Annotated in this window: 19 protein-coding genes; 5 read left to right on the top strand and 14 right to left on the bottom strand. The window is 42.7% G+C overall.

Annotation, left to right across the window (positions count from 1 at the left end):
* Window positions 1–216 precede the first annotated feature (216 nt).
* Window positions 217–1,794, top strand: coding sequence for a phytoene desaturase family protein (locus ABWV76_RS16685; protein ID WP_353376661.1), 1,578 nt, complete (start codon window positions 217–219; stop codon window positions 1,792–1,794).
* A gap of 322 nt (window positions 1,795–2,116) precedes the next feature.
* Here the strand turns inward: ABWV76_RS16685 and ABWV76_RS16680 are convergent, their stop codons facing one another.
* On the bottom strand, window positions 2,117–8,686 hold the full coding sequence (locus ABWV76_RS16680) for an outer membrane protein assembly factor BamB family protein (protein ID WP_353376660.1): 6,570 nt from the start codon (window positions 8,684–8,686) through the stop codon (window positions 2,117–2,119).
* 247 nt (window positions 8,687–8,933) lie between these two features.
* On the opposite strand from ABWV76_RS16680, the gene ABWV76_RS16675 reads away from it, so the two are divergent.
* Both ABWV76_RS16675 and ABWV76_RS16670 read left to right on the top strand, forming a co-directional pair.
* On the top strand, window positions 8,934–9,137 hold the full coding sequence (locus ABWV76_RS16675) for a hypothetical protein (RefSeq protein ID WP_353376659.1): 204 nt from the start codon (window positions 8,934–8,936) through the stop codon (window positions 9,135–9,137).
* A gap of 229 nt (window positions 9,138–9,366) precedes the next feature.
* Complete coding sequence (locus ABWV76_RS16670) at window positions 9,367–9,942, top strand: phytoene desaturase family protein (protein WP_353376658.1); 576 nt, start codon at window positions 9,367–9,369, stop codon at window positions 9,940–9,942.
* Window positions 9,943–10,140: 198 nt separating this feature from the next.
* Here the strand turns inward: ABWV76_RS16670 and ABWV76_RS16665 are convergent, their stop codons facing one another.
* Both ABWV76_RS16665 and ABWV76_RS16660 read right to left on the bottom strand, forming a co-directional pair.
* Window positions 10,141–11,553 (bottom strand): DUF885 domain-containing protein, encoded by a 1,413-nt coding sequence (locus ABWV76_RS16665; RefSeq protein WP_353376657.1) that lies wholly within the window; start codon window positions 11,551–11,553, stop codon window positions 10,141–10,143.
* Window positions 11,543–11,965: a hypothetical protein gene (locus tag ABWV76_RS16660; protein WP_353376655.1), complete on the bottom strand. Its 423-nt coding sequence runs from the start codon at window positions 11,963–11,965 to the stop codon at window positions 11,543–11,545. The genes ABWV76_RS16665 and ABWV76_RS16660 overlap by 11 nt, the downstream gene beginning before the upstream one ends.
* Window positions 11,966–13,409: 1,444 nt before the next feature.
* Between ABWV76_RS16660 and ABWV76_RS16655 the strand changes: the two genes are divergently transcribed.
* Window positions 13,410–14,387: a trypsin-like serine peptidase gene (locus ABWV76_RS16655; protein WP_020413292.1), complete on the top strand. Its 978-nt coding sequence runs from the start codon at window positions 13,410–13,412 to the stop codon at window positions 14,385–14,387.
* Between the two features lie 107 nt (window positions 14,388–14,494).
* Window positions 14,495–14,713 carry a hypothetical protein gene (locus tag ABWV76_RS16650; protein ID WP_282953038.1) on the top strand — a complete coding sequence of 73 codons (219 nt, stop codon included), beginning with the start codon at window positions 14,495–14,497 and terminating at the stop codon, window positions 14,711–14,713.
* A gap of 439 nt (window positions 14,714–15,152) precedes the next feature.
* Here the strand turns inward: ABWV76_RS16650 and ABWV76_RS16645 are convergent, their stop codons facing one another.
* The 11 genes from ABWV76_RS16645 to ABWV76_RS16595 form a co-directional block, all read right to left on the bottom strand.
* Window positions 15,153–15,386 (bottom strand): hypothetical protein, encoded by a 234-nt coding sequence (locus tag ABWV76_RS16645; protein WP_282953037.1) that lies wholly within the window; start codon window positions 15,384–15,386, stop codon window positions 15,153–15,155.
* A 100-nt stretch (window positions 15,387–15,486) separates the two neighbouring features.
* On the bottom strand, window positions 15,487–15,819 hold the full coding sequence (locus tag ABWV76_RS16640) for a hypothetical protein (RefSeq protein ID WP_353376654.1): 333 nt from the start codon (window positions 15,817–15,819) through the stop codon (window positions 15,487–15,489).
* Between the two features lie 156 nt (window positions 15,820–15,975).
* On the bottom strand, window positions 15,976–16,470 hold the full coding sequence (locus ABWV76_RS16635) for a hypothetical protein (protein WP_353376653.1): 495 nt from the start codon (window positions 16,468–16,470) through the stop codon (window positions 15,976–15,978).
* 22 nt (window positions 16,471–16,492) lie between these two features.
* Window positions 16,493–16,963 carry a hypothetical protein gene (locus tag ABWV76_RS16630; protein WP_353376652.1) on the bottom strand — a complete coding sequence of 157 codons (471 nt, stop codon included), beginning with the start codon at window positions 16,961–16,963 and terminating at the stop codon, window positions 16,493–16,495.
* A 46-nt stretch (window positions 16,964–17,009) separates the two neighbouring features.
* Window positions 17,010–17,807, bottom strand: coding sequence for a nucleotidyltransferase domain-containing protein (locus ABWV76_RS16625; protein WP_353376651.1), 798 nt, complete (start codon window positions 17,805–17,807; stop codon window positions 17,010–17,012).
* Between the two features lie 815 nt (window positions 17,808–18,622).
* Window positions 18,623–19,120 carry a hypothetical protein gene (locus tag ABWV76_RS16620; RefSeq protein WP_353376649.1) on the bottom strand — a complete coding sequence of 166 codons (498 nt, stop codon included), beginning with the start codon at window positions 19,118–19,120 and terminating at the stop codon, window positions 18,623–18,625.
* Between the two features lie 275 nt (window positions 19,121–19,395).
* Window positions 19,396–20,121 carry an SIMPL domain-containing protein gene (locus tag ABWV76_RS16615; RefSeq protein WP_353376648.1) on the bottom strand — a complete coding sequence of 242 codons (726 nt, stop codon included), beginning with the start codon at window positions 20,119–20,121 and terminating at the stop codon, window positions 19,396–19,398.
* An 83-nt stretch (window positions 20,122–20,204) separates the two neighbouring features.
* The gene (locus tag ABWV76_RS16610; RefSeq protein WP_353376647.1) at window positions 20,205–21,209 is read right to left on the bottom strand and encodes a hypothetical protein; all 1,005 of its coding nucleotides are present in this window, start codon (window positions 21,207–21,209) and stop codon (window positions 20,205–20,207) included.
* Between the two features lie 154 nt (window positions 21,210–21,363).
* Window positions 21,364–21,717, bottom strand: a complete 354-nt coding sequence (locus ABWV76_RS16605) for a hypothetical protein (protein ID WP_353376646.1) — start codon at window positions 21,715–21,717, stop codon at window positions 21,364–21,366.
* An 89-nt stretch (window positions 21,718–21,806) separates the two neighbouring features.
* Window positions 21,807–22,241 carry a hypothetical protein gene (locus ABWV76_RS16600; RefSeq protein ID WP_282953028.1) on the bottom strand — a complete coding sequence of 145 codons (435 nt, stop codon included), beginning with the start codon at window positions 22,239–22,241 and terminating at the stop codon, window positions 21,807–21,809.
* Window positions 22,238–22,675, bottom strand: a complete 438-nt coding sequence (locus ABWV76_RS16595) for a hypothetical protein (RefSeq protein ID WP_282953027.1) — start codon at window positions 22,673–22,675, stop codon at window positions 22,238–22,240. Before ABWV76_RS16595 ends, ABWV76_RS16600 begins: the two co-directional genes overlap by 4 nt.
* Window positions 22,676–24,483: the final 1,808 nt, after the last annotated feature.

Here is a 24,483-nt window from a genome sequence, read left to right as displayed (position 1 = left end):
TACAATCTTGGCCAAAATATTTGCGAGCACTGGTCTTTTGGGGCCCACTCAAAAGAACTTAGAGCATATGTGCCGCTACCTTACTATCAATTCATTAAAGCAATGAGCCACTTAACAGTCGATTAACTTTGCGATACCAACCAAGTTTGGGGCTCTTTATTTTTGAGCGTTTTTTGACGACAATCAATAAACCCTTTAACGACTCAGAGAATAATAATGAAGGATTTTTTGATTGTTGGCGGTGGCCATAACGGCCTTGTCTGCGCCTGCTATTTAGCCAAAGCGGGAAAAAAAGTAACAATTCTTGAGCGCCGGACTATTGTTGGCGGGGCTGCAGTTACTGAAGAGTTCCACCCAGGATTCAGAAACTCGGTAGCGAGCTACACCGTGAGCCTGCTCAACCCGAAAATCATCGAAGACCTTCACTTGCGTGAGCATGGCCTGGACATCAAGTTACGGCCACAGTCAAACTTTTTCCCACTTACAGATAGTGAGAGTCTCTCCTTCCATAATAATCTGGCAGATACACAGACAGAGGTCGCCCGCTTCTCAGAAAGGGATGCAGCCACTCTACCCGACTTTTATGCCATGCTGGAAACCGTAGCGGATATTTTACGTGAAGAATTGCTACGCTCTCCCCCCAACGTGGGTGGCGGGTTTGTAGATTTGATTCGCGCTGGTAGCTTTGGCATGAGAGCGAAAAAGCTCAGTATGGCAGCTCGCCGGGATGCACTCGACCTGTTTACCAAGAGCGCTACCAGCGTGCTGGATGCCTGGTTTGAAAATGACCATGTCAAAGCAGCATTTGCCTTCGATTCTATTGTCGGTAACTATGCCGCTCCCAGTACTCCCGGCTCCGCTTACGTGTTACTGCACCATGTGTTTGGCGAGGTTAATGGTGAGAAAGGCGCTTGGGGTCATGCCATGGGCGGCATGGGTGCTATCACACAAGCCATGCGTAAAGAGGCTGAGCGCCTGGGGGTCACTATTCGCACAGACGCCGAAGTTAAAGAAGTCCTGGTTGATGGTGGTCGCGCTAGCGGGGTGCAGCTAAGCAATGGAGAGACCGTAACCGCCGCCAAAGTAATTGCCAATGTTGGCCCTAAACTACTCTACTCCCAGATGATTGACGAACAACACCTAGAGCCGGAGTTTCGTCGCCGTGTGCGCGGCTTCAAGGTAGGGTCCGGAACCTTCCGTATGAATGTGGCGCTGTCTGAACTACCAGATTTCACTTGCAGGCCCGGAACTCACTTACAGCCACACCATCAATCTGGAATAGTCATTGGCCCTACAATGAACTACTTGGAACAGGCCTATGTGGATGCGACACAACATGGCTGGTCGAAGCAGCCCATTGTAGAGATATTGATCCCCTCTACCATCGACCCCTCCTTAGCCCCTGAGGGCCAACATGTCGCCAGCCTATTCTGCCAGCAATTTGCTCCAGAACTGTCGGACGGCAATAGCTGGGACGACTACCGCGAGCAAGCGGCACAAACCATTGTCGATACCGTCACTAACTATGCTCCCAATTTCCGTGACTCCATCATCGCCCGGCAAATTCACTCACCTCTGGATTTAGAGCGCAAGTTTGGCTTGATGGGAGGCGATATCTTCCATGGTGCCTTGGGGCTGGACCAGCTTTGGAGCAACCGCCCCTTTATGGGCTTTGCAGATTACCGTACGCCGATTCAAGGTTTATATCTCTGTGGCTCCGGTACGCACCCGGGAGGTGGGGTTACTGGAGTACCTGGGCATAATGCTGCACTGGAGATTCTGAAAGATAGATAAGACTCGCTCGAACTGACCCTATGACCCCAGTACGGCCGTTATTCATAGAGTGTTCAGGCCAAGGTTTACCACTCAAGAAATCAGCTGGTATATACGTTATTTGAATAAGTCCCTGCACTTGCTGACAAGTGCAGGGACCATAATGGGAGAGCGCTGACAGCCTGTATGATCTATGTAGATCTTAATCCTATCTGGACCACTACACAGCAGCCTTATAAGACTTAGGTTGCGTCAAGCTAACAAATACTGTTGGTATGGTGAGTTACCCCACCATACCAACAGTCGTCCCAGTAAACAAAACCCAGTCAAATTAAAAGTTCAGTTACTGTAGCGAAATAGCAGTCAACTCAGAGCCAGCGATATACAGGGTTCCGTCGTCACCAAGACTTAAGTGCCCGGAAGATTCAAAACTCCAATCCAGCTCCTGAGTACCTATATTAATGGCATAAGTATGCGATGAATCTCCAACAAAAATATGCGTTCGGGTTACCACAATATTTGAAGTTAACAACGTTGGCGCCTCCCAGGCCCACACTTCGCTCCCATCTTCTTCATCAATAGCTTTCAAAATGCCAGACTGCAAGGCGTAAATAATTCCACCACTAGAAGCTGGCTGCCCTGAAAATCCAGCAGAAGTTTTCTCCCACAAAATGTTGCGTTTATTGAGATCAAATACAACTAAAGAGCCCGATTGAATTGCCACAACATTATTATACCTAGTCAAAACTGTGGCCAAATTTACATCGTATCCTATCCAGTCAAAATTAGGATATTCAATGTTATAGGCCAATTCACCAGAATCACGGTGAAAAACTTGTAGATCAGTAATAAATGCATATACATACTCTTCATCTACAGCTGGCGTAAATTCTTCATACTGCGCTGTAGATGCGAACCAAGACTCCGACCCATCACTCAGATCAAATGAGTAAAGTCCTCCGTAATACCCCCCCGCAGTATAAATCCCTCCATCATATACAGTTGGAGACATATAAGTTGACCACTGATTTTCATATTTAGTAGCAAACAATAGTGAGCCATCATCTATGTCAAGCCCTCGTATAAAGGAATCCTCATGACCACCAGTTTGAAAAATGACTTTTCCACTGTCATAAGCTGGGGGATTTATAGAAGATATACCGTCATAAGCACGCTCCCACACCAAATTGCCGTTGCTTGCATCCAGAGCAACAATTCTCTGCTCTGCATAATAGGATTCATTAGATGCGAAGACATTACCATCAGCCACCACTACCGGGTGTAACTTTGTCATATTAGGTAATGTCACGGACCAATGGTGAGAGAAATTATCTACATCTAGCTGTAGCGGTGTATAACCAGTATGCGTTGCTCCGCCTTGATATGTCGCCCATACCACAGGTAAGGGGTAACTATTGCTATCAATAGGTGAGGTGTCTGAGAAGAACTCTTCAACATTTGTAAAAGAATCAAAATCTTCATCATTTGCTGCATCGTCAGCATCGATGGGGTCTAGCGCATAAAGCACTTCCCATCCATCCCTCATGTGGTCGCCATCAGTATCAGCAATAATTGGAGATGTACCATAGGTATTCGACTCTTCAAAATCCGAAAGGAAATCACCATCTGTGTCTACATCTATTGGGGAAGACCCCAAGGCATATTCTTGCAGATTGGTCAGGCCATCAGCATCAATATCACCATCGCTATCATCTGCCAACAAATCCAAACCATACTCGAACTCGTACATATCTCCCATACCATCACTATCCGAGTCTTCAAGTAATGGGTTTGAGCCGAGTTCCTTCACCTCTGTAAAATCAGTAAGCCCATCGTTGTCACTATCTTGCGCCAATAAACTTGTACCTAATTCCACCTCCGCTCCATCAGACAAACCATCAGCATCTGTATCCGTAACAAAAGGATTAGAACCATAAATCAACAGTTCATCGCCATCGTTAACGCCGTCATTATCAGTATCAGGGTTGTCCGCATGAGTACCAAAGGAGTACTCCAGCAACGCAGATAAGCCATCCCCATCCAAATCGGAGCCCGCATCAGCAACATTCTTCGGATCTAATCCAAAGCCATACTCCCACCAATCAGGAAGTCCATCACTGTCAGAGTCGAAATCTGGCGTCAGATCTACAAATTTACCCCGCGCATCTAGCTTGGAAAAACTACTTAAGTCTGCCGTGACACGATATAGTCCGTCCCATGCTGTAGCAGCGACTAACTCCCCATTACTACGGAGATTTAGATCATTAAAGCTCTGGCCAACGAATAATGTTTTTTGCAAAACCCCACCAGCCGTAAACTGATGTATCTCACCATTCCAGGTAGCTGAAAAAATATTACCAGCCTCATCTACCGCAATTGCCCGGGAAGTTTCAATAGATATGTTGGAGAGCAGAATTCCTGACTCCGGACTAAATTGAGAAACCTGACTGCCACTTAATGCGTAGAGATAGCCATCTGCGCCAACTGTCAGATCTATAAATGAGTCTGCATCTACATAGTTCACAGAACCATTTGCTAAGTCAAACTTCACATATCCTTGACTAGGACTGCCACTAGTTGACTGGTTGGTAACGAAAACTTGTTCACCAACAGCATCTATGCCGCCATAACTCAAATTATTAATAATACTCCAACCAGGCGCTGGATAATGCTCCCAAAGATTTGACTCTAGTGAATACACACTTAAATAAGGCTCAAATGTCCCATTGAAAATCGCTACTCTTCCATCATCCAAAATCACCGCATCTCGTGCATATGTGAAATCACTTCCACTCGGATTAGGGATGTCGAAACTTTTTATTTCACGACCATCGACATCAAGTAAGTAAAGCTTATTTTCAAAAATAGAAATTCCAGAGGCTCCCACTTCAAAAATTGTAGGAAGAGAAACCCCCTTCAGTTCATCAATCAAAATGCCACAATCGTTAGCTGAGGATTCAATCCTCACATCTAATGTATGATAACCCTCAGCAATGGGAACAGATATCTTTTCCCATGATGTTTGGGAGACAGACACACCTAATAATTTCTCACCATTTAGCTCAATAACCAATTCAGCATCATAGATGGAATAGCAGGTAGATCGTGCTTGTAGAGAAAACTCTACAGGGGAAAAGTAATTGGTTGTAGAAATACCCCAACTACCTTCGGTAAATAAGCTAACAACCCCATCACTAGCTGATTGAGTGACAAATTGTGGGCTACCTTGTGAGACCCAGCCCCCCGGCAATTCTTGATTTTCAAAAGAAAAATAGAATTCATCGATTGGAGAGGGTAAAGATAACTCCTCAGTTGGGTCAGAGCCCAAAAGGTACTCGATTAGATTAGAAAACGTATCATTATCCAAATCACTATCGGCATCGGAAGCATCCAACGGATTCAGTCCAAATAGTACTTCCCAGCCATCCGGCATACCATCTTCATCTGTATCACTGTTAGATGGATTGGTAAAGTAAGTGATAACCTCGTCAAAGTCTGACAACCCATCCTGATCCGTATCTGCCATCAAAGGCGAACTGCCGGCTAAGAACTCCTCAAGATTATTTAGGCCATCAGCATCCGAATCCTTCAAGGCATCTAGTTTGTCAGTGTCATCCAAACCATGGGCCAACTCCCACCACATTGGCAAGCCATCGTTATCGGCATCAGATTCATACCGATAATTTACTATATTCAGCTCATTGCCAATTGATTGATGAATTAGTATTACACCAGTTTCATCAGCAATAAGGTCTATATAGGTATCGATATCGAGATATTGTTTAAATAGAATTTCTCTAAGATCATGACTGAAAATTGCTAAAAGATATTCCCTATCTACCTTAACCAGGCCAACAGCAACACTCTCGCTCCAGGTGAAATCCAGTAGCTGTATCTCCGCACCCACATCCTCAGATAAAGAGCTCAAATCAAGTGCGCTAACGAGGGGGTTAGCGGGGTACCCCTGGATAACATTCCCCTCTCCAGTCACAAACAATTTACCATCCGGTGATTGCGACAGCCATGCACCTAAAGACTCTCCGAAGTAATAATATTGATACCCGGAAAACTCCTTTCTATCACTATCAATATTAAAGCTATTTAAATCTCCATAAGAAGAATAATGATAAAACCGGCCGGTTTCCTCCACGTAAAACAGCTCCTGTGAGCTGCTTACCCAATTGTAACTATCCCTAATCACAAAGCTTTTATTAAGCAAGTGATAATTCAAATAAGCGCTACCTGAACCACCTCCAGCAACTGCCACATAGAAATCACCAGCACTTATTAATGCTTCCAGATTACCCTCAAACGAGGCCACTTCCTGGTTTTTTATAGGTAAAGTTTCACTAAACTCAAGAAGTTTACCATTCTCAAAACCAACCAATATCGAAGATGAATTGTCGACATTAATAGACAGCGCCTTACCGTTGCTCTCAAAGTGCCCCAAATGTAAAGGATTTAAATATTTACCAGCTACCGTATCCCACTTCCAGATTGAGCTGGAATTGTCATCCAGTAAATAAAGCACGTCTCCTCTTCGAGCAACATCATCTACATTTTTGACCTGCACTTGCCCTTGAATATCACAAATACCATTTATGCCATGCTCTGCAAGGTAGCAGGCTGAATCCAGAGGAAATAAATCGAGGCTTAAACTAGATTCTCCCACAGACGGATCATACCCATCATTCCATGAGTCGGGCGCACCATCGAGGTCAGAATCTACTGATGCAGCCCTATCGTTTGGAAATGCATCCTCTCTATTCGGAACTCCATCGCCATCTATATCATCCAACAGCTCAACGAGCTGATACTTTCGGCCATGACTTTCAGTATAAGTAATGACTAAGGCCACTTCATCTAACTGCACTAAGCCCTCAGGAAGCCCTGTATAGGTAGCAGAAAAAAACGCCTCAAAATCATTATTGTAAGCAACTAAAGAGCTTCTATTATTAGTAACAGACGCTGATAGGGTTACAATCACACTACTATCGGAAAATCCATAATCAAAACTAGTTACTGGAGAACCAATAAAACTCAAGTCACTGGCTTCGTAATAATCACCACTACCAAGCAGTACTCCATTACCACCGTTCACAATCAGAATGGGGCCTCTGATAGTGTAATCACTATGGTAGGGAGATTCCCCTTGGACACCTATAGCGCCGCTCGACTGAGAGATTTCCTCAAAATGTATATCATTAGGGGATGTGCCATCTCTAAAATGATAAATTCGGCTATTTACGTCGTTCCAAGCGTAATAATGAGAATACCTATTCCAATCCTTGCTATCTAATAAATCTCCATCCTTAGACAAGACATGGTGTGAGTACCAAGCTCCCTGATTATCTTGAAGCAATAAATAATTACCCGCCTCAGCCAGTCCAGTTGCACCAACAGGCATTTGAATGAGGTCAACTATCTTTTCAGGTGTATCAATTGAAAAATATCGGATCCAGCCGTCACTATAAGCAAGATATACTCTCTTGTGCTCATCATGGTAACGTACGACCTGGGGACTTTGATCATCAACTACTAGATCAAGTTTTCCAGTGAAGTTTTGGGTCTCTGAACTCCACTGGTAAAAATTGTAAACCCCATTTTCAGAGAAGCTGAGATATATAACACCATTCGCATCAGAAAATACTTCATCCAAAGCTAGTGTATCGGTCAGAGTAGCGAAACAGCTCTCCCCATCACCTTCATTTATCCGGGAGCACAACGCATCAAGATCGTAATGGTCAGCATTATCGCCAACTCCGTCACCATCCAGATCTGATGACTCTGTTTCATCCCAAGGGAATGCGTCGTTCTCGTTTTCTACGCCATCATTGTCGATATCATTGTCAACGTCATTGGGGGTACCATCCCCATCTAAGTCGGCTCCGATAGCTTTGATAATGGAGTATTTTGGTTTATCTCCCCAGGCTGAGATCTCTCTTGAACTGTCATATTGGCGTGTTTCATGAATAAGGAGCTTAACTAAGCCACCAATTTTGAGAGGAGTCTCAGCGTCTGAAGACTCGGGGTCAAAGGTGTTGGGCACAGATAGCTCACCAACGTTCAGCCTGGACAAAAAGTCGTAATTATCTTGTATTGCCTGCGTGGTATTTGTATCAAGACCTTCGGCAAGGCCATCTAACGCCCCATCTGTTAGATCTGAAACTAACAACTCCAGTACTGTTGAAGTGCTTATATCTGTCTCGTTTTTAAGAGCCCACACAAGAGACGCGGTAGCTTCAGAAGCGGTACGGTAGCTCAAAATATCATCAAGATCGGCCTCATTCCCAAAAGCCACTGGTGGCGTATGAAAAAGGTCTACCTTATCTAGCAGGTCAAAGCCTAACTGACTTTTAACAATCAGAGATTGAGATATCAAAGCATCGGTCAATCCCTGCTTATCTTCGATATTTCCACGCCGGATCAGATCAACTACGATGGTTGTTAGCGGTGTTGCGAAGATATCTTTAGATTTCTCGAGAGCTTCAGATTCAACAATTGTCGACAGGCTAGGAAGGATTGGGGCCATTCCAGTCGTTAGGTCTACCGTGGCATCACCAGCCAAAAATTCAATTAGATAGTAACCATTACCCGGAAGATCTAAGCCTCCCTCAGTGAATTTACCTAACTCTGTGGTTTCACCTCTCGCTACAATATCCCCCTTTAAGTCCGCCGCCTCAAAAGAAACTTCATGAATCCTATAATTGGCAAAACTTAGGGGTCCCTTTACGGCTGCCCCTGAAAGTGAATACGTCACGGGTGGGGGGGCTGGTGGCTCGGGTTCAGGTGAAGAGTCACTGCCTCCTCCCCCTCCTCCGCAACCTAATAAGACCGCAGTGAGACCTGCCAGTACAAGCTTTAAATTAAATGCCGTTGTTCGCGATCCCATATCACAATCCTTTTCAATCACTCAGCCTGCATACTTGGTGCGATAGTACTTGAGCTGTATAAATCGAGGCCTTTTAGCCACTGTGCGATTCTTTACTATAAGCGGGCGCGAATCATATACGGCTATTAAATGAACTGCAAAACCAAACCTGGAATACAATACCTTATATCACTATATCTCCCGCTGTGTGCGAAGGGCATTCCTCTGCGGTAGGAAGGCCAAATCCGGGAAGAACTGTGAGCACCAGCGTCAGCGAGTAGAAGATAGAATGCAAAGAATGGCCGAGATCTTTACTCTCGATATTGCAGTCCCAATTACCACTCGATCCAGAAACGTATTCACGCTGCAATCTCAACCGAGCAACCCACCTCTGGTAGGCGAGGAGCGCCGGGATGCCCAAAGGCTTACCTTTTCAGCTGAGCCGCTATTTAAAGCCTGTAGACTGGAGGAGCTGGCAACTGTAACCGAATAAACCAAGGATGCATGGGTTAAGGATTGCCAGCGCTTTCTTTTTCCCACCGCTAAACTCAGCCAATTCATCAAGGACTACTATCTTGCTTGTGTGGCTCTTTGCCTAAATTCCTATCAACTGTCCGATGAGCGGCTATCGTGAGTTGCATACCGCCTGTTTCTACGCAGAACCTCTGACAACCAATTAATTGGTGTAAGCATTTGACTCCCACCTCAGTACTCTCCAATTGGTGGGTATCCAACATCGTTGCAGCTCTGATTATGAGTTATTGCACCATGTATTTGGTAAGGTCAATGGTGAGAAAGGCGCTTGGGGTCATACCATGGGTGATATGGGTGATATAGGTGCTATCGCCCAGGCCATGTGTAAAGAGGCTGAGTATCTCGCAGTCACCATTCGCATAAAAGCTGAAGTTAAGAAGGTGTTGATTGATGGTGGTCGCGCTACCGGAGTGCGGCTAAGTAGTCGGGAAACCTTTACAGCCATTATAGTAGTTACCAATGTTGACTCTAAACTGCTCTATTCCCAGATGATTCGCGAACAACATCAGGAGACTGAGTTTCGCCGCCGTGTGCGCGGTTTCAGGGTAGGCTCCGGGACCTTCCATATGAATGTGACGCTGTATGAACTACCAGGCTTCACTTGCAAGCACGGAACTCACCTACAGCCACACCATCAACCTAGAATAGTCATTGATCCTACAATGAACTACTTGGAACAGGCCTGTGTAGACGCGATAAAACACGGCTGGTCGAAGCAGCCCAAGCCACCCGGGAAGTGGGGTTACTGGAGTACCTGGTCATAACACTGCAATGGAAATATTAAAAGATAAATAAGAATGGCCTGCGAATGCAGGCCATTCATAGCATGAGATTTAGTTTCAGTAAATGAGTTAAGCTCAACTTCGAATTCAAACGTTTCAAAGAGCCTTGTTTAGCTCCACTACAACTAATGCATAATAACTCTGAAACAGTAAAGGGTATCCACTGAAACGCCCCCGCTATTAACTCTCCAAGCCCTTTTTATTGACTATCCATTGATCAATTAATTGCTCCAATACCATCAGGGGTACAGCGCCGTTGGTTAATACAACATCGTGGAATTCACGGATATCAAACTTATTTCCTAGTTCTTGACGTGCACGTTCACGTAATTCCAGTATTTTCAACATGCCAGTTTTATAAGCCACAGCTTGCCCTGGCATTACGAAGTAACGCTCAACCTCAGTGGTGACCTCAGTTCTCGCCATACCGGTCTTTTCCACCATGTACTCAATTGCCTCTTTCCGACCCCAACGCTTGTGATGTATGCCGGTATCCACCACTAAACGTACAGCCCGAAGCATCTCATCTTGCAATCGTCCAAGTTCATCATAAGGATCATCTTGAAAACCCATCTCTTTTGCAAGTTGCTCAGTATAGAGAGCCCAGCCATCTGAATAAGCAGTATTTGATACTGCCTTAAGAAAAGTTGGCAGCTCCTCTAGATCCTGCGCAATCCCTTCCTGGAAATGATGCCCTGGAACTGCCTCATGGTAAGCTAAAGTTCGCATGCTGAATTTCTTGGTTTCATTAACATCGCGCAGATTCACATAAAATACTCCTCCGCGTGAGCCATCAATTGCTGGGGGCATATAGTATGCTTTAGGTGCACCCTGCTCTTTGAACTCTGCTATTCGTCGAACCTCTACTCCCGCTGTCGGTTTTAAATTGAAATAGTCATCAATACCTTCATTAATTTCATTAATTATCAATTGATAGTCTCTGATAATCTGCTCGCGTCCTTTATCAGAATCTTCATAAATAAACCGAGGGTCACTATTGATTGCTGAAAAACGAAATTTGATACTACCGCTATCAAGGCCAATAGAAGCAAAGATCGTATTCATTTCCTCCTCTATGCGTGTCACTTCCTTCAAGCCAGTATCATGCAGCTCATCAGGAGTCAGATTTGTAGTGGTATGAACACGTGCTTGATAGGCATAAAACTCATCACCTTCCGGAAGAGCCCAAACTCCATGGCTCCCTGTAACTTTAAGCTGCAATTCTCGATAATAGGCGATCAAGCTTACGTACGCGGGGTAGACCTCAGTTTCTATTAGTATCTTACCCCTATCAAGGATACGTGTACGCTCATGGTCTGGTAGAGTTTCAAGCGCACTCAGACGCTCTTCCAGAGAGGTATAGAGTATGTTTTCTTGAGCTGGAACATCAATAAATCCTTGCATTTCCTTCAACACACGATCAATTACAAAGCGCGGAGGCAGGATCTTTTTCTGTTCCCGAATTCTTAATCCATCTAATACCTGAGAGAATTTTCTATCCACTTCACTTAAGCGAGAAAGATAATAATCAGCCTCTTTGATACTATTAATCTGATGCAACTCAACAAGAAATTCCGGCAGCTTATTGAACACCAAACATCTGATTGAGAGGATAGTTATGATGTTTCCAACGATCTCCCTCTACCATGCTTTCCAGGTAGTACTCAAAAATATCATAGGAAATTGCCTGTCGATCATTGAGACTAGATCGATCATACTTCCTTAAAGTAGATAGCTCATCCTTAACTATCTGAAGCTTATGTTGTACCATCTTTTCAGAAATATCATCAAGATGGGCATTGTGGCCATCAAATCCAAATTGTTCAAGAATCCGTAAAATTGACAGCGTTTCCGGGCTGGTACTTTGAATTTTGATGAATGCCCTTTCAAAATACACATTTATAGTCCAAGGCTTAAAATAGATCGCATTGGCCGCAAAGGCTGAAACTGCAACCACCCCAATTAATAGAGCTCCACCAAACCATTTGGCTGTTATTTTTATCATTATTGACCCCTCCTACTTTAGGCCGCCATTGTCGCCATGCTAATAAGTGAAGTACAACCATTTGAACCAAGCAAAGCGTCGAACAAACTGAATAAGGCGATAAAATGCATATTGCAGGCACATCAAATCAGGGTCCGCACTCTTTAAGGAAAATCAACATTCCTAATTTGTGTGCAAGTTACCATTGCGCTAAGTTGCTATCTATTTACGGAGGACAAGAAAGGAAAACATAAGTTCGTATGAGAGATATGAACATATACTCACCATTAAAATAAAAGTATGACTAGTAAGGATTCAATGGAAGGTACCCAACGATCCCTTAAATTCTAAATAAATGACCATTAACAAATGGTAGAAATTATTTGATTGCAGACCCGGCCATAAGTTACTTGGAGCAAGCCTATATGGACACGATGCAACATGGTTTCTCAAAGTAGCCCATTGTAGAATCGTTAACCCCCTCTATCATTGCCCCCTCTCGTGGCAGAAAGCCAATATGTCGCCAGCCTATTCAGCAAGTAATTCCTTCCAGAACTGCCTGGCGGCAAGAGCTGGAACAACTTCAATGAAGATATCACACTCCTAAATCGTGACTTTGAAAGTCGCTCCAAACAGATAACAGAATCGACAGATCTAAATATAGTAGAGTAAGCGCAAGGTATATGGACTACGAGATTGTCAATATATTCTTAGCCCTACCCAACCACCCACCGAAACAAACAACTAAACAAACAAAATCTACCCACTAAACTTCTCAAATTTGCAGCACACCTATCCTGGATTTTCCACTTGCCCCTTTATGACACTAAAAGAGGTTTAGGTGTCATGTTGCTATTTTCGCTGAAGAAAATATGCCATCCAGCACACTGCTGCATAAAACTCTCACCTAAATTCCAGACTCCCAATCTTTGGGCGTCCAGAATCATTGCACTCCAGTACCTACCGTATCTTTCTAAACTAACAAAACTATATATGAAAATATATTGATTAAGGTGTAATTTCTGTTCATAGGATAAGCTAAACAGGTGACATCAGATTTCACACAAGCCGATTAATTTAGCATTTCTAAATTATCAAGTGTGACTTTCATAGATTTTATATGGAATTATTGCTGATAATTTTTTTCATACTTGTAAAAGTACAAAAAATAATGGTTTCTTAAAAGCCTGACTGAAAGAATATCTTTAATCATTTGTTTAGCATTTCAAAAAATATCAACAACTGCGGGCTTTTTTAATTCTTCATATAAAGAATGTTAATTATTTCTTGAAATACTTAGAGCATTCTTTGGTATGAAAACTGGCGCTGGTTAGCTTCTAATTTACAATCATCGAGTTGTAAATATGCACGAAAGTACTATATTATGCGCCCGCACAAGAATTAAGTGTGAAAATAAAAATGGTCGTACCGCTACTAAACATCTATTAATTTAGAGGGATTAGATATGAATAGAACTCATATTTTTCTTTCACTAGCAGTACTCTCAGGGGCATCATATGCAGATCCCCTTTACAATTTTGTTGAGATAGACCAAGCCGCAAGTTTCATCAGCGGGCATAATGTTGCCAAGCAGCCGGTAGTAGACGAGACTGCTGTAAAGAAAGAATATACGTTAATAGAGCGCACCTCTTCTTTAAGCGCCATTGCGGTTACTCCAGACGGTAAGCAATATGTAGCAGACGTAGATGAGAAATCGCTTTCATTGCTGGAGCAAGCTATAGCGATTTTTGAGTCTCAAGGCTTGGATGCAAGTGTTTTTTCCTCTAAAGGGCAATTGCCCACTATGATCGAAGGTCAGGAACGACTGCTACCCACAGTTGTAATAGGCACTGACGACAGAGTTCAAATCACTAATACTGTGCAAAATCCCCACTGGTATAATGGCCGCATTGATGTGGGATGTACCGGTACATTGATTACAGCAAAACATGTCTTAACGGCAGGCCACTGTGTTTCTGATGGTTCCGGCAACTGGTTCAGTTCTCTTGATTTCACGGTGGCCCAATCTGGTAGTTATAAACCCTGGGGCAGTGAAACCTGGACCAATGCTGTGACTACCACCGCATGGCATAATAATGGAGACACTAACTATGACTATGCGATTATTGTATTAGCAGAACCACCTCACAATGGATATTCAGGATGGGGGGTCTATTCGAGTGGAACCCATAGCGTTACTGGATACCCAGGAGATAAGCCATTTGCTACTATGTGGACTGACTCAGGTAGTACATCCTCAAGTACCTATAGAGTATGTTATACATTAGATACAGCTGGTGGCCAAAGTGGCAGTGGGATTAAAGATACTAATAACACCGTTCGCGGAATCCACACCACTGGATCGCCCTCACAGAACTGCGGAACTCGCTTAACCAGCACAGTGTATACTACCTTGCAGGATTGGATTGCCACTTATCCATAAAGTGAAAATACCACACTCAAGTTCGGAAAAAGGCGCCCTTGGGCGCCTTTGTTAATAATATGAGAATACTTATTCCTTTGATCTTTTTTCTAGGTGCATGCGGGATAATGGCCGATGATGAGCCCGAATGGCATCGTGTGATGGTGAGAGGCAGTCTAAAGACACCTGATCCCGTTTTACGCGAAGTACAGCGCCTGGAACAACTAGGACAAGTAAAAGATGTCGTTATTCTTGAGTCCTACCCACTACAGATATGGTTTAGTTCCGACTTGGAGACAGCTGAAAAGCTGAAATCTCTGTCAGAAAAATACAGCTCGGTACGCTGAGCGTATGCGATTGCTAGATCTATTTCTCTGCCAGTACATCAAGTAATAATAAACCTCTATCAACCGAACCAGTCATACCGATGCTCCACTTATATGCTCAATCTATGATCAATCAGAGGGAGGCATCTCAGGCCTGATCTAATACCTACTTCTTAGCTATTAATAATTCCAGTAAAGAAAAAATACGTGAGCTTAAAGTAATTTATTTAACCTATAGGTGTCCGGGATCAGCTTTTAAACATTGGGTTTACTGAATTTCTTGCAATTAACTTATAAAGCCCACAGTAGGTGGAGCAAAACACCCGCACAGGCCCGCGGGACCGAAGCAACTTGCCTGTGATAGTTATGTTCATTTGCTTGAACCTTCAAGTCTGAGTAAATCTTTTTCTACAGATCTTACCGATCGCTAATTCTTTTTCTGGAACCGCTTATTATGTGTTTATTCATCATACTCAATAAAATCCCATGGGATTTCTTTTTTGAATATTTCAATACATTCTTGCATTAGCTCAAGAGTTACTGACTCTTTGAATACTGTGACAGTGCGGGTTTTCTCCGTATCATCTCGAAATATCTCTATGACAAGTTCGTCGTCTCTATAAATCTCGACACCAATGCCATCTCTTGGATTTACATCGCTAGCTACTACAATTCTATCTTTTGGTTGAGACATCAATACTCCATTGTCAATAGTGCCCGGCTCACCAAGCAAATTTTTGATGGCGACTTTTGTGCGGGTTTTGCACAAAAGGTAACAGTGGCCGGAAGTCAAATTACAGGCACCTGTTATGTTTTAATTTTACAATTTCCATGAATCCTTTTAGCTCAACCTCTGCGGGGCCTTGCTCTTTAATACCCTGCATAATTAAGCAGGTTTCATCATCAAGCCAGCTACAGCATTTAGCTTGATCACTGCTTAAATTTACCGAATGAAAACTCATTAAAATAAGCTTGCTTGGAACCTCATGAAAATCGAGTTTGCTACACTCATATAATTCCGCAATTCTGGACGCAACACTATCAAAAGCTTCACTTTCGCATTTAAAATCAAGCTGGGATAAAACCCTATATTGCTTATCCTCATCGTTGGCTAACAAAAGATCCATTATCATTTCATCGGGCTCGTCACATCGAAGATTTTTTTCATCAGCCCACTGCGAAATCTCTCCTGAAAAACATAACGCCCGACTAAGCAGCGAGCTTCGCAGCAGTAAGCCCGGCAGGCGCTGCCTGCATATTTGAGCCGCTTGTTATGTGAATCACTAGCCTGGGAACTGGAAATCATTGGACACTTTCTTAATTACATATTTGTTCCCAGAACTATAGCTCTCATACTCTAACATCTCGTTATCCAGTTTAATGATTCGATAAGCATCATAATTAAACGGATCAGCGGGGTTAGACGGAGAAAGATGATTGTCTTCAACCCAACCACGAAATATTGTAAAATAAACTGGGCCTGACACACCCCACTGGCCGGCTTCGGTTTGTTCCTTGATTTTTCCGTCTTTGTCATAAGTACGAAAAGTAATCTTGTAGGTTCCTTGCGGAAATCTCTCAACTATCTCTTGTCTCTTACCACCATCCTTAGTCGGTTGACTCCCGTACCATTTTCCAACCATGAGGTTCCAAGTTTCTTCTTGCGAAAATGTAAGTGACGGCTTTGCTGATGTTATCGCCACAGAAGATGTATTTGTAGTGGCACATCCTGTAACGATGAGCCCAGCAAAGACTATGAAGATGCTGACTATTTTCATGATTTTCCTTTCACATAACGCTCTAATTTGCGGCGGTTGCCGCATCGCGGTAACCGTCCGGCAACATTAGCTTGTTAGGTGCTGCTACCTTTAGCGGGTGCACCTGATTATTGATTAAGAAACCTTCTAGTTCACTTAACTCAGCAGGTAACTTGGCGCCCTCATGGGAACCACAGCTGATGAATCGGAACCCAGCAGCGAATAGAATTTGTACCTTACGCCACAGCCTCTTATCAACTGCCTTTGGTGCCTTAAAGCTACGTCCCATCTCATACATACATTCGCCACAACCTGGGCAAGGGTGACATCGAGTCGCCTTTTTACCAGAGTACTCAACAGGTCTTTTATAACTTTTTCGGCAATTAAAGCATACATGAGCAACCAAGTATTCGGGACCACGATGGAATGGAACCGGCTCAGGCGAATTAATAACACGAGTTCCCGTAGCCTTACGTAATTTCATTCTTCGGTGCTTTTCTAGATTTACGCTCATAATTCCTCTGGGTACCTAACGCAGAGCTAATTTTCGTCGATAGGCGTCACATTGAGCCCCTTGTTAGCTTATTACCTAAAACACAATGAAAAAGCTCATTTAGCTGGGCCATTTCAATGCTTCTATCAGCTTTTGGGAGTTTTATATCTTCCAAACGAGTGAGTTGCTCCTCAATGTACTGATTCAATACGGGAATAGCCGGAGACAGCATTTTTTCCTCGCTCACCCTTTTGCGTTCTAAAAGAGCATGAATTGTATCAAGCAACTCATTGTTTGTTACTAACGATAATACTTTTTCAAACTCTATTGGAGCGGCTGTACCATATTCTTCAAGCCACTGTATAGAGAATAATGGACGCAAGACATAGAAATACTTTTTAAGCGGCACCATTTCCTCACGTAAATACCCTCTATAATTGGTTTTTGCCATACTTCTGTAGTGATATATACCCTTTTCAGTAGAATATATTTCAGGCAGCAGCTCTAATGACTTATCACGAAAACAACCATCATCAATGTAAGATATTGAAGATTGGATCCACTCGACAAATGCAGGATTTGATTTCCAGAATAGTTTCAAAGCCTTCCTTACATCCCACCCGTTTAAATCGATATCATCAACTATTGGGTATTCAATCACATCCCGCTTATCTTCCAAATCTACCGATAGATACCATTCAGGTTTATTTACATAGATAAAACGGACATCATAATCGCTATTAGGTGAAGCAAACCCCCATGCTCTACTTCCTGATTCGATTGCCATAAGAATCGTTACACCAAATTTTTCTTCAGTCTTCTCTAGGCGACTTAATATATCTTCTCTAATACTGATGTCTATCATAATTTCATCTTGAAGCTAACAGTTAATTCAAAAGAAGCTTCTTTGTATCACCCTGTTTTATATTTATATACCCTAGCTCCTTCGAGAAGGAAAAAAACTAAGAAATTCAATCAATTATCTATACCTGGTACAAATGCACCAAAATAGATATAAAGTAGCGTCTTTATATCTCATTATTTTCGCTGCTTTGTATCTATTTGAGAATCCTAAAAGTATCAATAAGTTACTGAGTTTCACCTAAAAATAGGAGCAGCTGCTGCTAATCTTTGTTATAGAATGCACAACTGTATATTTTTCACTCAATATCAGTCTATCTAAATAGCCAAAAACCGAAGATTTGAGGTTTATGGCTAACCATCCACTTGAGCCCTCTAAACTGCTCCATCACCCACCTGGCGCTTGCACACGGTGTGCTCAATATCACCTGCTTAGCCTCCACATAAGCTTTATGCCTAAACCTCACTATCTTGTAAACACAAGTCGATACACTGCACCTTTACTCGCCTCTCTTCCTCGAACTCATTAATCTCCTGATTTTTTACCATCCGGCGCCAACAGGTCCTTCACTACTACCATCTTTATAAGTGGCAGTAACGAATCCAGAGATTCTCGCTACACAGGTTCGAAAGACGAGGTGCGGACTTGCACTTTGTAGGGTAGCCAAGCCGTTTGAGACACTATCCAAGGCCGAATAAGCTACGGGGGTAGAAAAAGCAATGCGCAGATCCGATCAAAGATAGGACTTCCATTGGTGGTGGCTGTAGTAGTCGCTAGCTCGGCAAACAAAACCTAGGAAGTAATGATGGGAATATTCCTTACTTCATCTGTCTCGCAGACACAACACTCAGAGCTTTTTTAGCTTTCTCAATATTATCTACACTTGGTTTCAGCAAAAATGGTGCAGTACACGGAGCTTGCAAGACTCCTTCAAGTTTTGATAACTTGAATGGATATTGGGTTTCAATGATACCCTGACCACCCACCTTTGCAGATGCCACTAAATAGCGATCCTCATCCAATTGACCGGGCAATCCAAAGGTAGAATTAGTCCAGAAAAGATCCACGATAGAGCTATCGCGCTTTCCAAATAACTCCTCTTCTACTGAAAAAGTTATTAGAGCATGCCTTGGCATTCCGGTGTATCTATTCTTGTCCACAACGATATAATTTTCTACCTTACCAATAAAAACATGGTTAGCAGAAATTATATTCTCAAAAATAAAATCTTCAATTTTAATACAAGCGCTGGCTGCAGAGCTTTTCAAAAATAGCAACAATAAAATTAATCTAACTCGAAACACAATATTGACCATAAAATCATAAAGCTCAATACCTAGGCTAGGTACCTCATAGATCTAATATATCACCACTTACCTACTCATGGTAAGTAGCTTGTAGAGTTGGAATGAATTTCATTTTCTTATTGGTCAAAAACTTTCGAACCAGCTAGATTTTCACCGATTGTGTGAAGGTCCCCCCTACCATAAGTACCATTTTCTAAGTTGACGTAAAGAAACAAGGAGAGAGACTTCTCGTATTCATCACTCAAGTTAGCAATACCTAGGCCTACAGCAGCTTGGCACGACGCCTACTTCAATTCATATATAGCGGTTATTCGTTGGCCTACTTTGATAAATTCAGGAACTGCCATTACTAAATCCATACCGTAGGAATCAGCTTCCATGGCTAAAGCATACGCTTGAGGGCTGTACTCCAATGAAAAAGTTGCATATGCCTGCCCAAAATTCTCTTCGGTAGTAATTCCATAGACACTCTTGACCGTTCTAGACTGGGCCTTAGCAAGGGCATCGGCTTTTTTCCGAGTTTTGAAGCTCAGATCAACAATCATTTTTTCTTTGTACTCATCTTCACGGGTAGTTTCAAAGAATGCATCTATATTTTGAACACCGTCTAACCGGATTAGCTGATTCATTATGCTAGGGTACTTCGTAAGATCAGTAATACGCAAATTGAATCCTTGCTGAACCTCATAACCCAAGATATCTAAGTTGTATGCTCCATCTTTTCTTGCTCGCTTAGTGGTCTTGTCGATTTGTGTTGATTCGATATTTGAAATAGGAATTTCGTTACTCTTTAAGATTTCTAACATTTGAGCAGAAAACTTGGTTAGTTGATCCATCGCCTTATCTGACGATTTATCATATGCTGAAAGACTGAAGCGCACTTTTACCAAGTCAGGTTTAACTTCTTGCTCCAATTTTTCAGTGACAATCACAAACGGAAACTCGGGTACTGGATTGGCAAAAACTGAAAAAGAAACAATTAAAGATAGTGCCAACAAAACATATTTCATGCGCGATTCCTTTGGAGTTTTAATGCTCGCATTTGTGTCTAGTTTGTAGCGCAGCGGAAAACTAATCCGACAACATGGGCTTGTTAAGAGGCGCTGCCACGCTCAGCTTCGTCTAATTTCTTTAAAGCAAACTCACCCCTTTCTGATACAGAGTGTGAGTTATCTGAAGCAAAACGCTCAGCGAATACTCGTGCTTTCATACCTAAATTGCCTAACTCCCGTATCAATATCTCTGCTGAAAGGCGCCTAACGATGGACGAGCGATCTTCAGATGATCGTTTTAATAAGTCTAGTAGCGGAATTTCAATTTCTAGCATTCGCTCACCTACGATAGGTTTTAGCTTGCCTTCACAGTACCTTATATCAGTCCACACCCATTTTCGGCCTTCGATCCATGCTACTCGCCCTTCAAATAAGCTGCGGTATGCCTTAGCTCGAACCGTAGGCTGAATTGCAGACTGAGCTATTTCTTCAATTTTCTCATCAAGTATCGGTGTGCGGCCAAGTTGAGAAAAGAGTGAAAGCATAGGTCCAGAAGCCGATGAAATTAACTTAGACCGAAAAGACTTTGCTATTTCCTCTTCGCAGATAATTTTCAGAAGAACCTCTTTATCTATTTCTTCTATCCTGCCCCACGAGTTCCAATTAGAAAGCGTGACACATAGTGCATCAACTACAAATTTTGGATCAGTCGATCTAGCTACCCCAAGAAGCGTTTCCCTTGCGGCTTTACGGACTTGAGGCACCCAATCATTGAGTCTACGAACCGCCAGAGAGAAAAAGAAAGTATTCGGCGCAGCCCCAGAAAGGGCTCGCAGTGCTTTTTCACGTTTGTAACCATCCCAGCTAATAAGATCGAGCCAAGTTACTAACTCCTTGGGTTTTGACCATACCCCACACTTCGGGGGAACAGACTCCCTTATAGCCGAGGAAAATTCTGAACGAATAGAACGTTCCCAGTGATCAAAACTCGAAAGAGGCAGCTGAGACGTCACTTCAATTAGTTCAGACATATCAGCCATGAATTTACTATCCGAGTTTATCGAGCTAGCAAACGTTCTCACTGCTGAATTAATTTTATCTTCCATAATCTGTGATTATTGCACCTACTATTCTTGCCTCTTAACACCGCAATCAGTAGCAACTTGCTTTGTATGCTTTTTGCACAAAAATAGGAGCACAGCGACCGTACAAGAAGTGCACCAAGTAAGACGTCGGCTGTATTGCTTCGGTAACTGGGGCTCAGCCAATACTTTTGAGACTGGCGCCGCACCAAAAGCAATTTGGGCGCGACTTACGTATTTTATGGCCACAATCAAGGCAGTTCTTCCCAGATATGGGGTCAAATTTTCCATCTAGTTTCCCATCACGTAAGTCAATTTCAGCCATTTTTTCTTTAAGCTGACTCTCAGAGAACCCTGTAGAACGCTCAAGCTCCTCAAATAGTGCATGGCATAGCAAAGATAAACGATCTACTTTTTCTTCCAGCTCGCGGACTGATGAAAGCGCCGCTTTAGCATCATGCTTTGCATCACTACTCAGTTTTTGATTATCCGAGATCTGACTCTGCTGAAAAGCATCCCAAAACCATGACATGGTTAATTATTTCCTCTGACTGTTAACGCTTTAAGCAACGGACCAAAAACACAGTTTTGTGTCCGCTGCCTTAATTTGTTAAGTGATTGTTAGCTACTTTGTTTGGATATAAGCTTATAAGATGGCTTATCTGTTTCTATGGCATATCCAAAAAGAATATTTGAAGAAATAACAGGGGTTACCTTAATAATGCCAATTTTATTGGCTACTAATTCACGCTTTATCAATTCATAGCTGGTATTAATTTCCTGCATATTTGGACTCATCGAACTTGTTCCAAACATAACTATAACCGTACCATCACTTGTTCCAGCCACCTTCATTTTCATGCCAGATATAGAGATCTTTTTAGTAGGTCCTGATAAGCCAGAACAATCTTGCGACAGTTTATGAGGGCTACTACAAGTCATACCAACTGCCGAAATGGAATCATTATTCAGTGAGTCTGGGACCAAAACAGGCGGGCTTGAAACACAGGCAGTTAGTAATACCGCAGAAAATAGTAGCAGTGTATTTTTAATCATCTTCCTTCCTTATTGTTTAAAGTAAATAGTGCAGAAATAGCTTCATCAACTACTTGTGAAGGTTTTTTCCTGACTAAGGACGTTCTATGTGAATATGCTGAGGCTAGCAGCAGGCTGGACTCTTTCTCATAAAAACGGATATCCACATTTAGTAAATACCACGTCACATCCCACTGCCATTGCCCCCCATAAACAATTTTCACATCATAGTCTTTAGAAGTATCTGACGATTCAGCAAAAACCTTCAACCCTTTCTTCTTTAGTTGAAGTGAAATAATTTCATCTAGCCCCCTCTCATCAGTCGTATTCTTCTCAACCTTGTAAACTAAATTACGATCAATAGATTCTCCTGGGACAATATAGCCACCCATAGTACTTGAACAACCCGCTATGGATAAGAATAAAGCGGCAACAATAAATATTTTGTACTTCACTAAAACGCCTGAATCTGATGGATATGTATTTTCACTTAACGCCGCCATATAAAAGGCGAGCAACTTGTTGCGAGTCCAGCACGCGAAGTGTGCGATTTTTAATGGCCTTGTTAGAGCTCATTTCCCTTGTTCCTTTTGTTTGAGAAAACTGACTTTAGTGCAGCCAGACCAAACAATATCAATGCTGGAGCAATTCCAAAAGTTAAAACACCTCCAGAGTATTCAGGTAGCTTCTCGACGAAAGTATTGTATAGAACCCATACAGCTATCGAAATTCCTATTAAGAAAGATGTTAAACCAAATATTGCTTGAGGGAAAAATAGCAATACTGAAATGTATTCCTGAATTTTCGTTTTCCGTTCTAAAGCTCTAAGTTCAGCTGCGTAATCGAAGCAAAACAGAGTTGAGCAAATCAAAGAGACAAGAAATAGCAATCCGAACCAACCTGTAATCCTCATTAGAAATAAAGAACTTGGGATAAGAAGGAAAGATATTAGAAGCTTTGATCCACTAGATGTCATACGCGCAGCCCTAACAGTTAATTCAAAAGAAGTTTCTTTATATTACCCTACTCCATATTTCCAAGCCCTTCTCTCTTCGAGCATAAGAAAAATCTCGAGGAATCAGTAAGTTACCTGTACTTGGCGCAAATGAACCAAAATAGATATAAAGCAGTGTCTTTATATCTCATCATTTTCGCTGCTTTATATCTATTTGGGAACCCTTTAAATATCAATGAGTTACTAATTTTTACCCATAGATATGAGAGGCTGCTGCTGATCTTTGCTGCAAAATGCATAGCTGTTCATTTTTCACTCAATATCGACAGTTCTTGCATGCTCAATACCGATCATCTGCGGGTTGGGCTAGTCATCTACTTGAGCCCTCCAAACAGCCCCTCACCTGGCAGCCTCTTGGGCACGATATACCCCACATCGCTAGGCATAGCTCCCACCCAAAGCTGTATGCACCCATTTCACTGCCTTGTACACACAAGTCGATACACAGCACTTTCACTCGCCTCTCTTCCCCGAAGTTATTAACCTCCTGATTTTTTTTGTTATATGGTGCCAACAGGTTTTTACCCATAAATAGCCGCAACAAATCAGAGGGGATTCTGGTTACACAGGTTCAAAAAAGCGTGAAGGGTTGAAGGCTAGAGGTGCAGACTGGCACTTTGCAGGGTAGCCAAGCTGCTTTAGGCTCCGCCCAGGAAAGAATGGGCTGCGAGGAGCAGAAAAACCAAAATTCAGATTCCGTCAAAAGTGGAACTTCCGTTGCTGGCAGCTGGATTGGTCGCTTACTCGGCTCACATGAGCTAGAGGGCATTGATGGATTCCTCCATCATCAGAAGGCTAGGTATCTTGGCAAAGCATAGGCTCTGTCTTCAGTGCGATTCTGAAAGCCGCTTTAAGTAGCTGGTGAACTCGGTAGTATTAAAACGGCAGATCTGTATATAGCAAAACAGGCAGTGAGTTCACGTCATGTGGGACTGAGAAAGCTCGCTTACCCTCTCCTTCAGTCGGCTAAGAGGGTTTGCTTGTTAAAAACCTCCAAGACACCAGCATGGCCACTTCGAATTCGCTACCTAATTACCTTTGGCACCCAAGAGGCATACGAATCAGAGCGGGTATATCGCCCCACGAACAGAGGTGCGATGATTCTGCTTGGAATCCCGTTTTTAATTATTGGGTGCCTGGAGTTATTCCACCCTTTTAGTATATTCAAGCCTTTGCTTTCCGTTCCCTTTTGATCCGCACATAGATTTCTTCACTGTGGATGGAGAATGAGTCTATCGCCCGTCAAGC

Origin of the sequence: Microbulbifer sp. NBRC 101763 (assembly GCF_040371615.1) — a bacterium.
GTDB classification, from domain to species: Bacteria; Pseudomonadota; Gammaproteobacteria; order Pseudomonadales; family Cellvibrionaceae; genus Microbulbifer; species Microbulbifer variabilis.
Note: the sequence above shows the minus strand (reverse complement) of the source record. Positions and strands in the feature narration are given on the sequence as shown.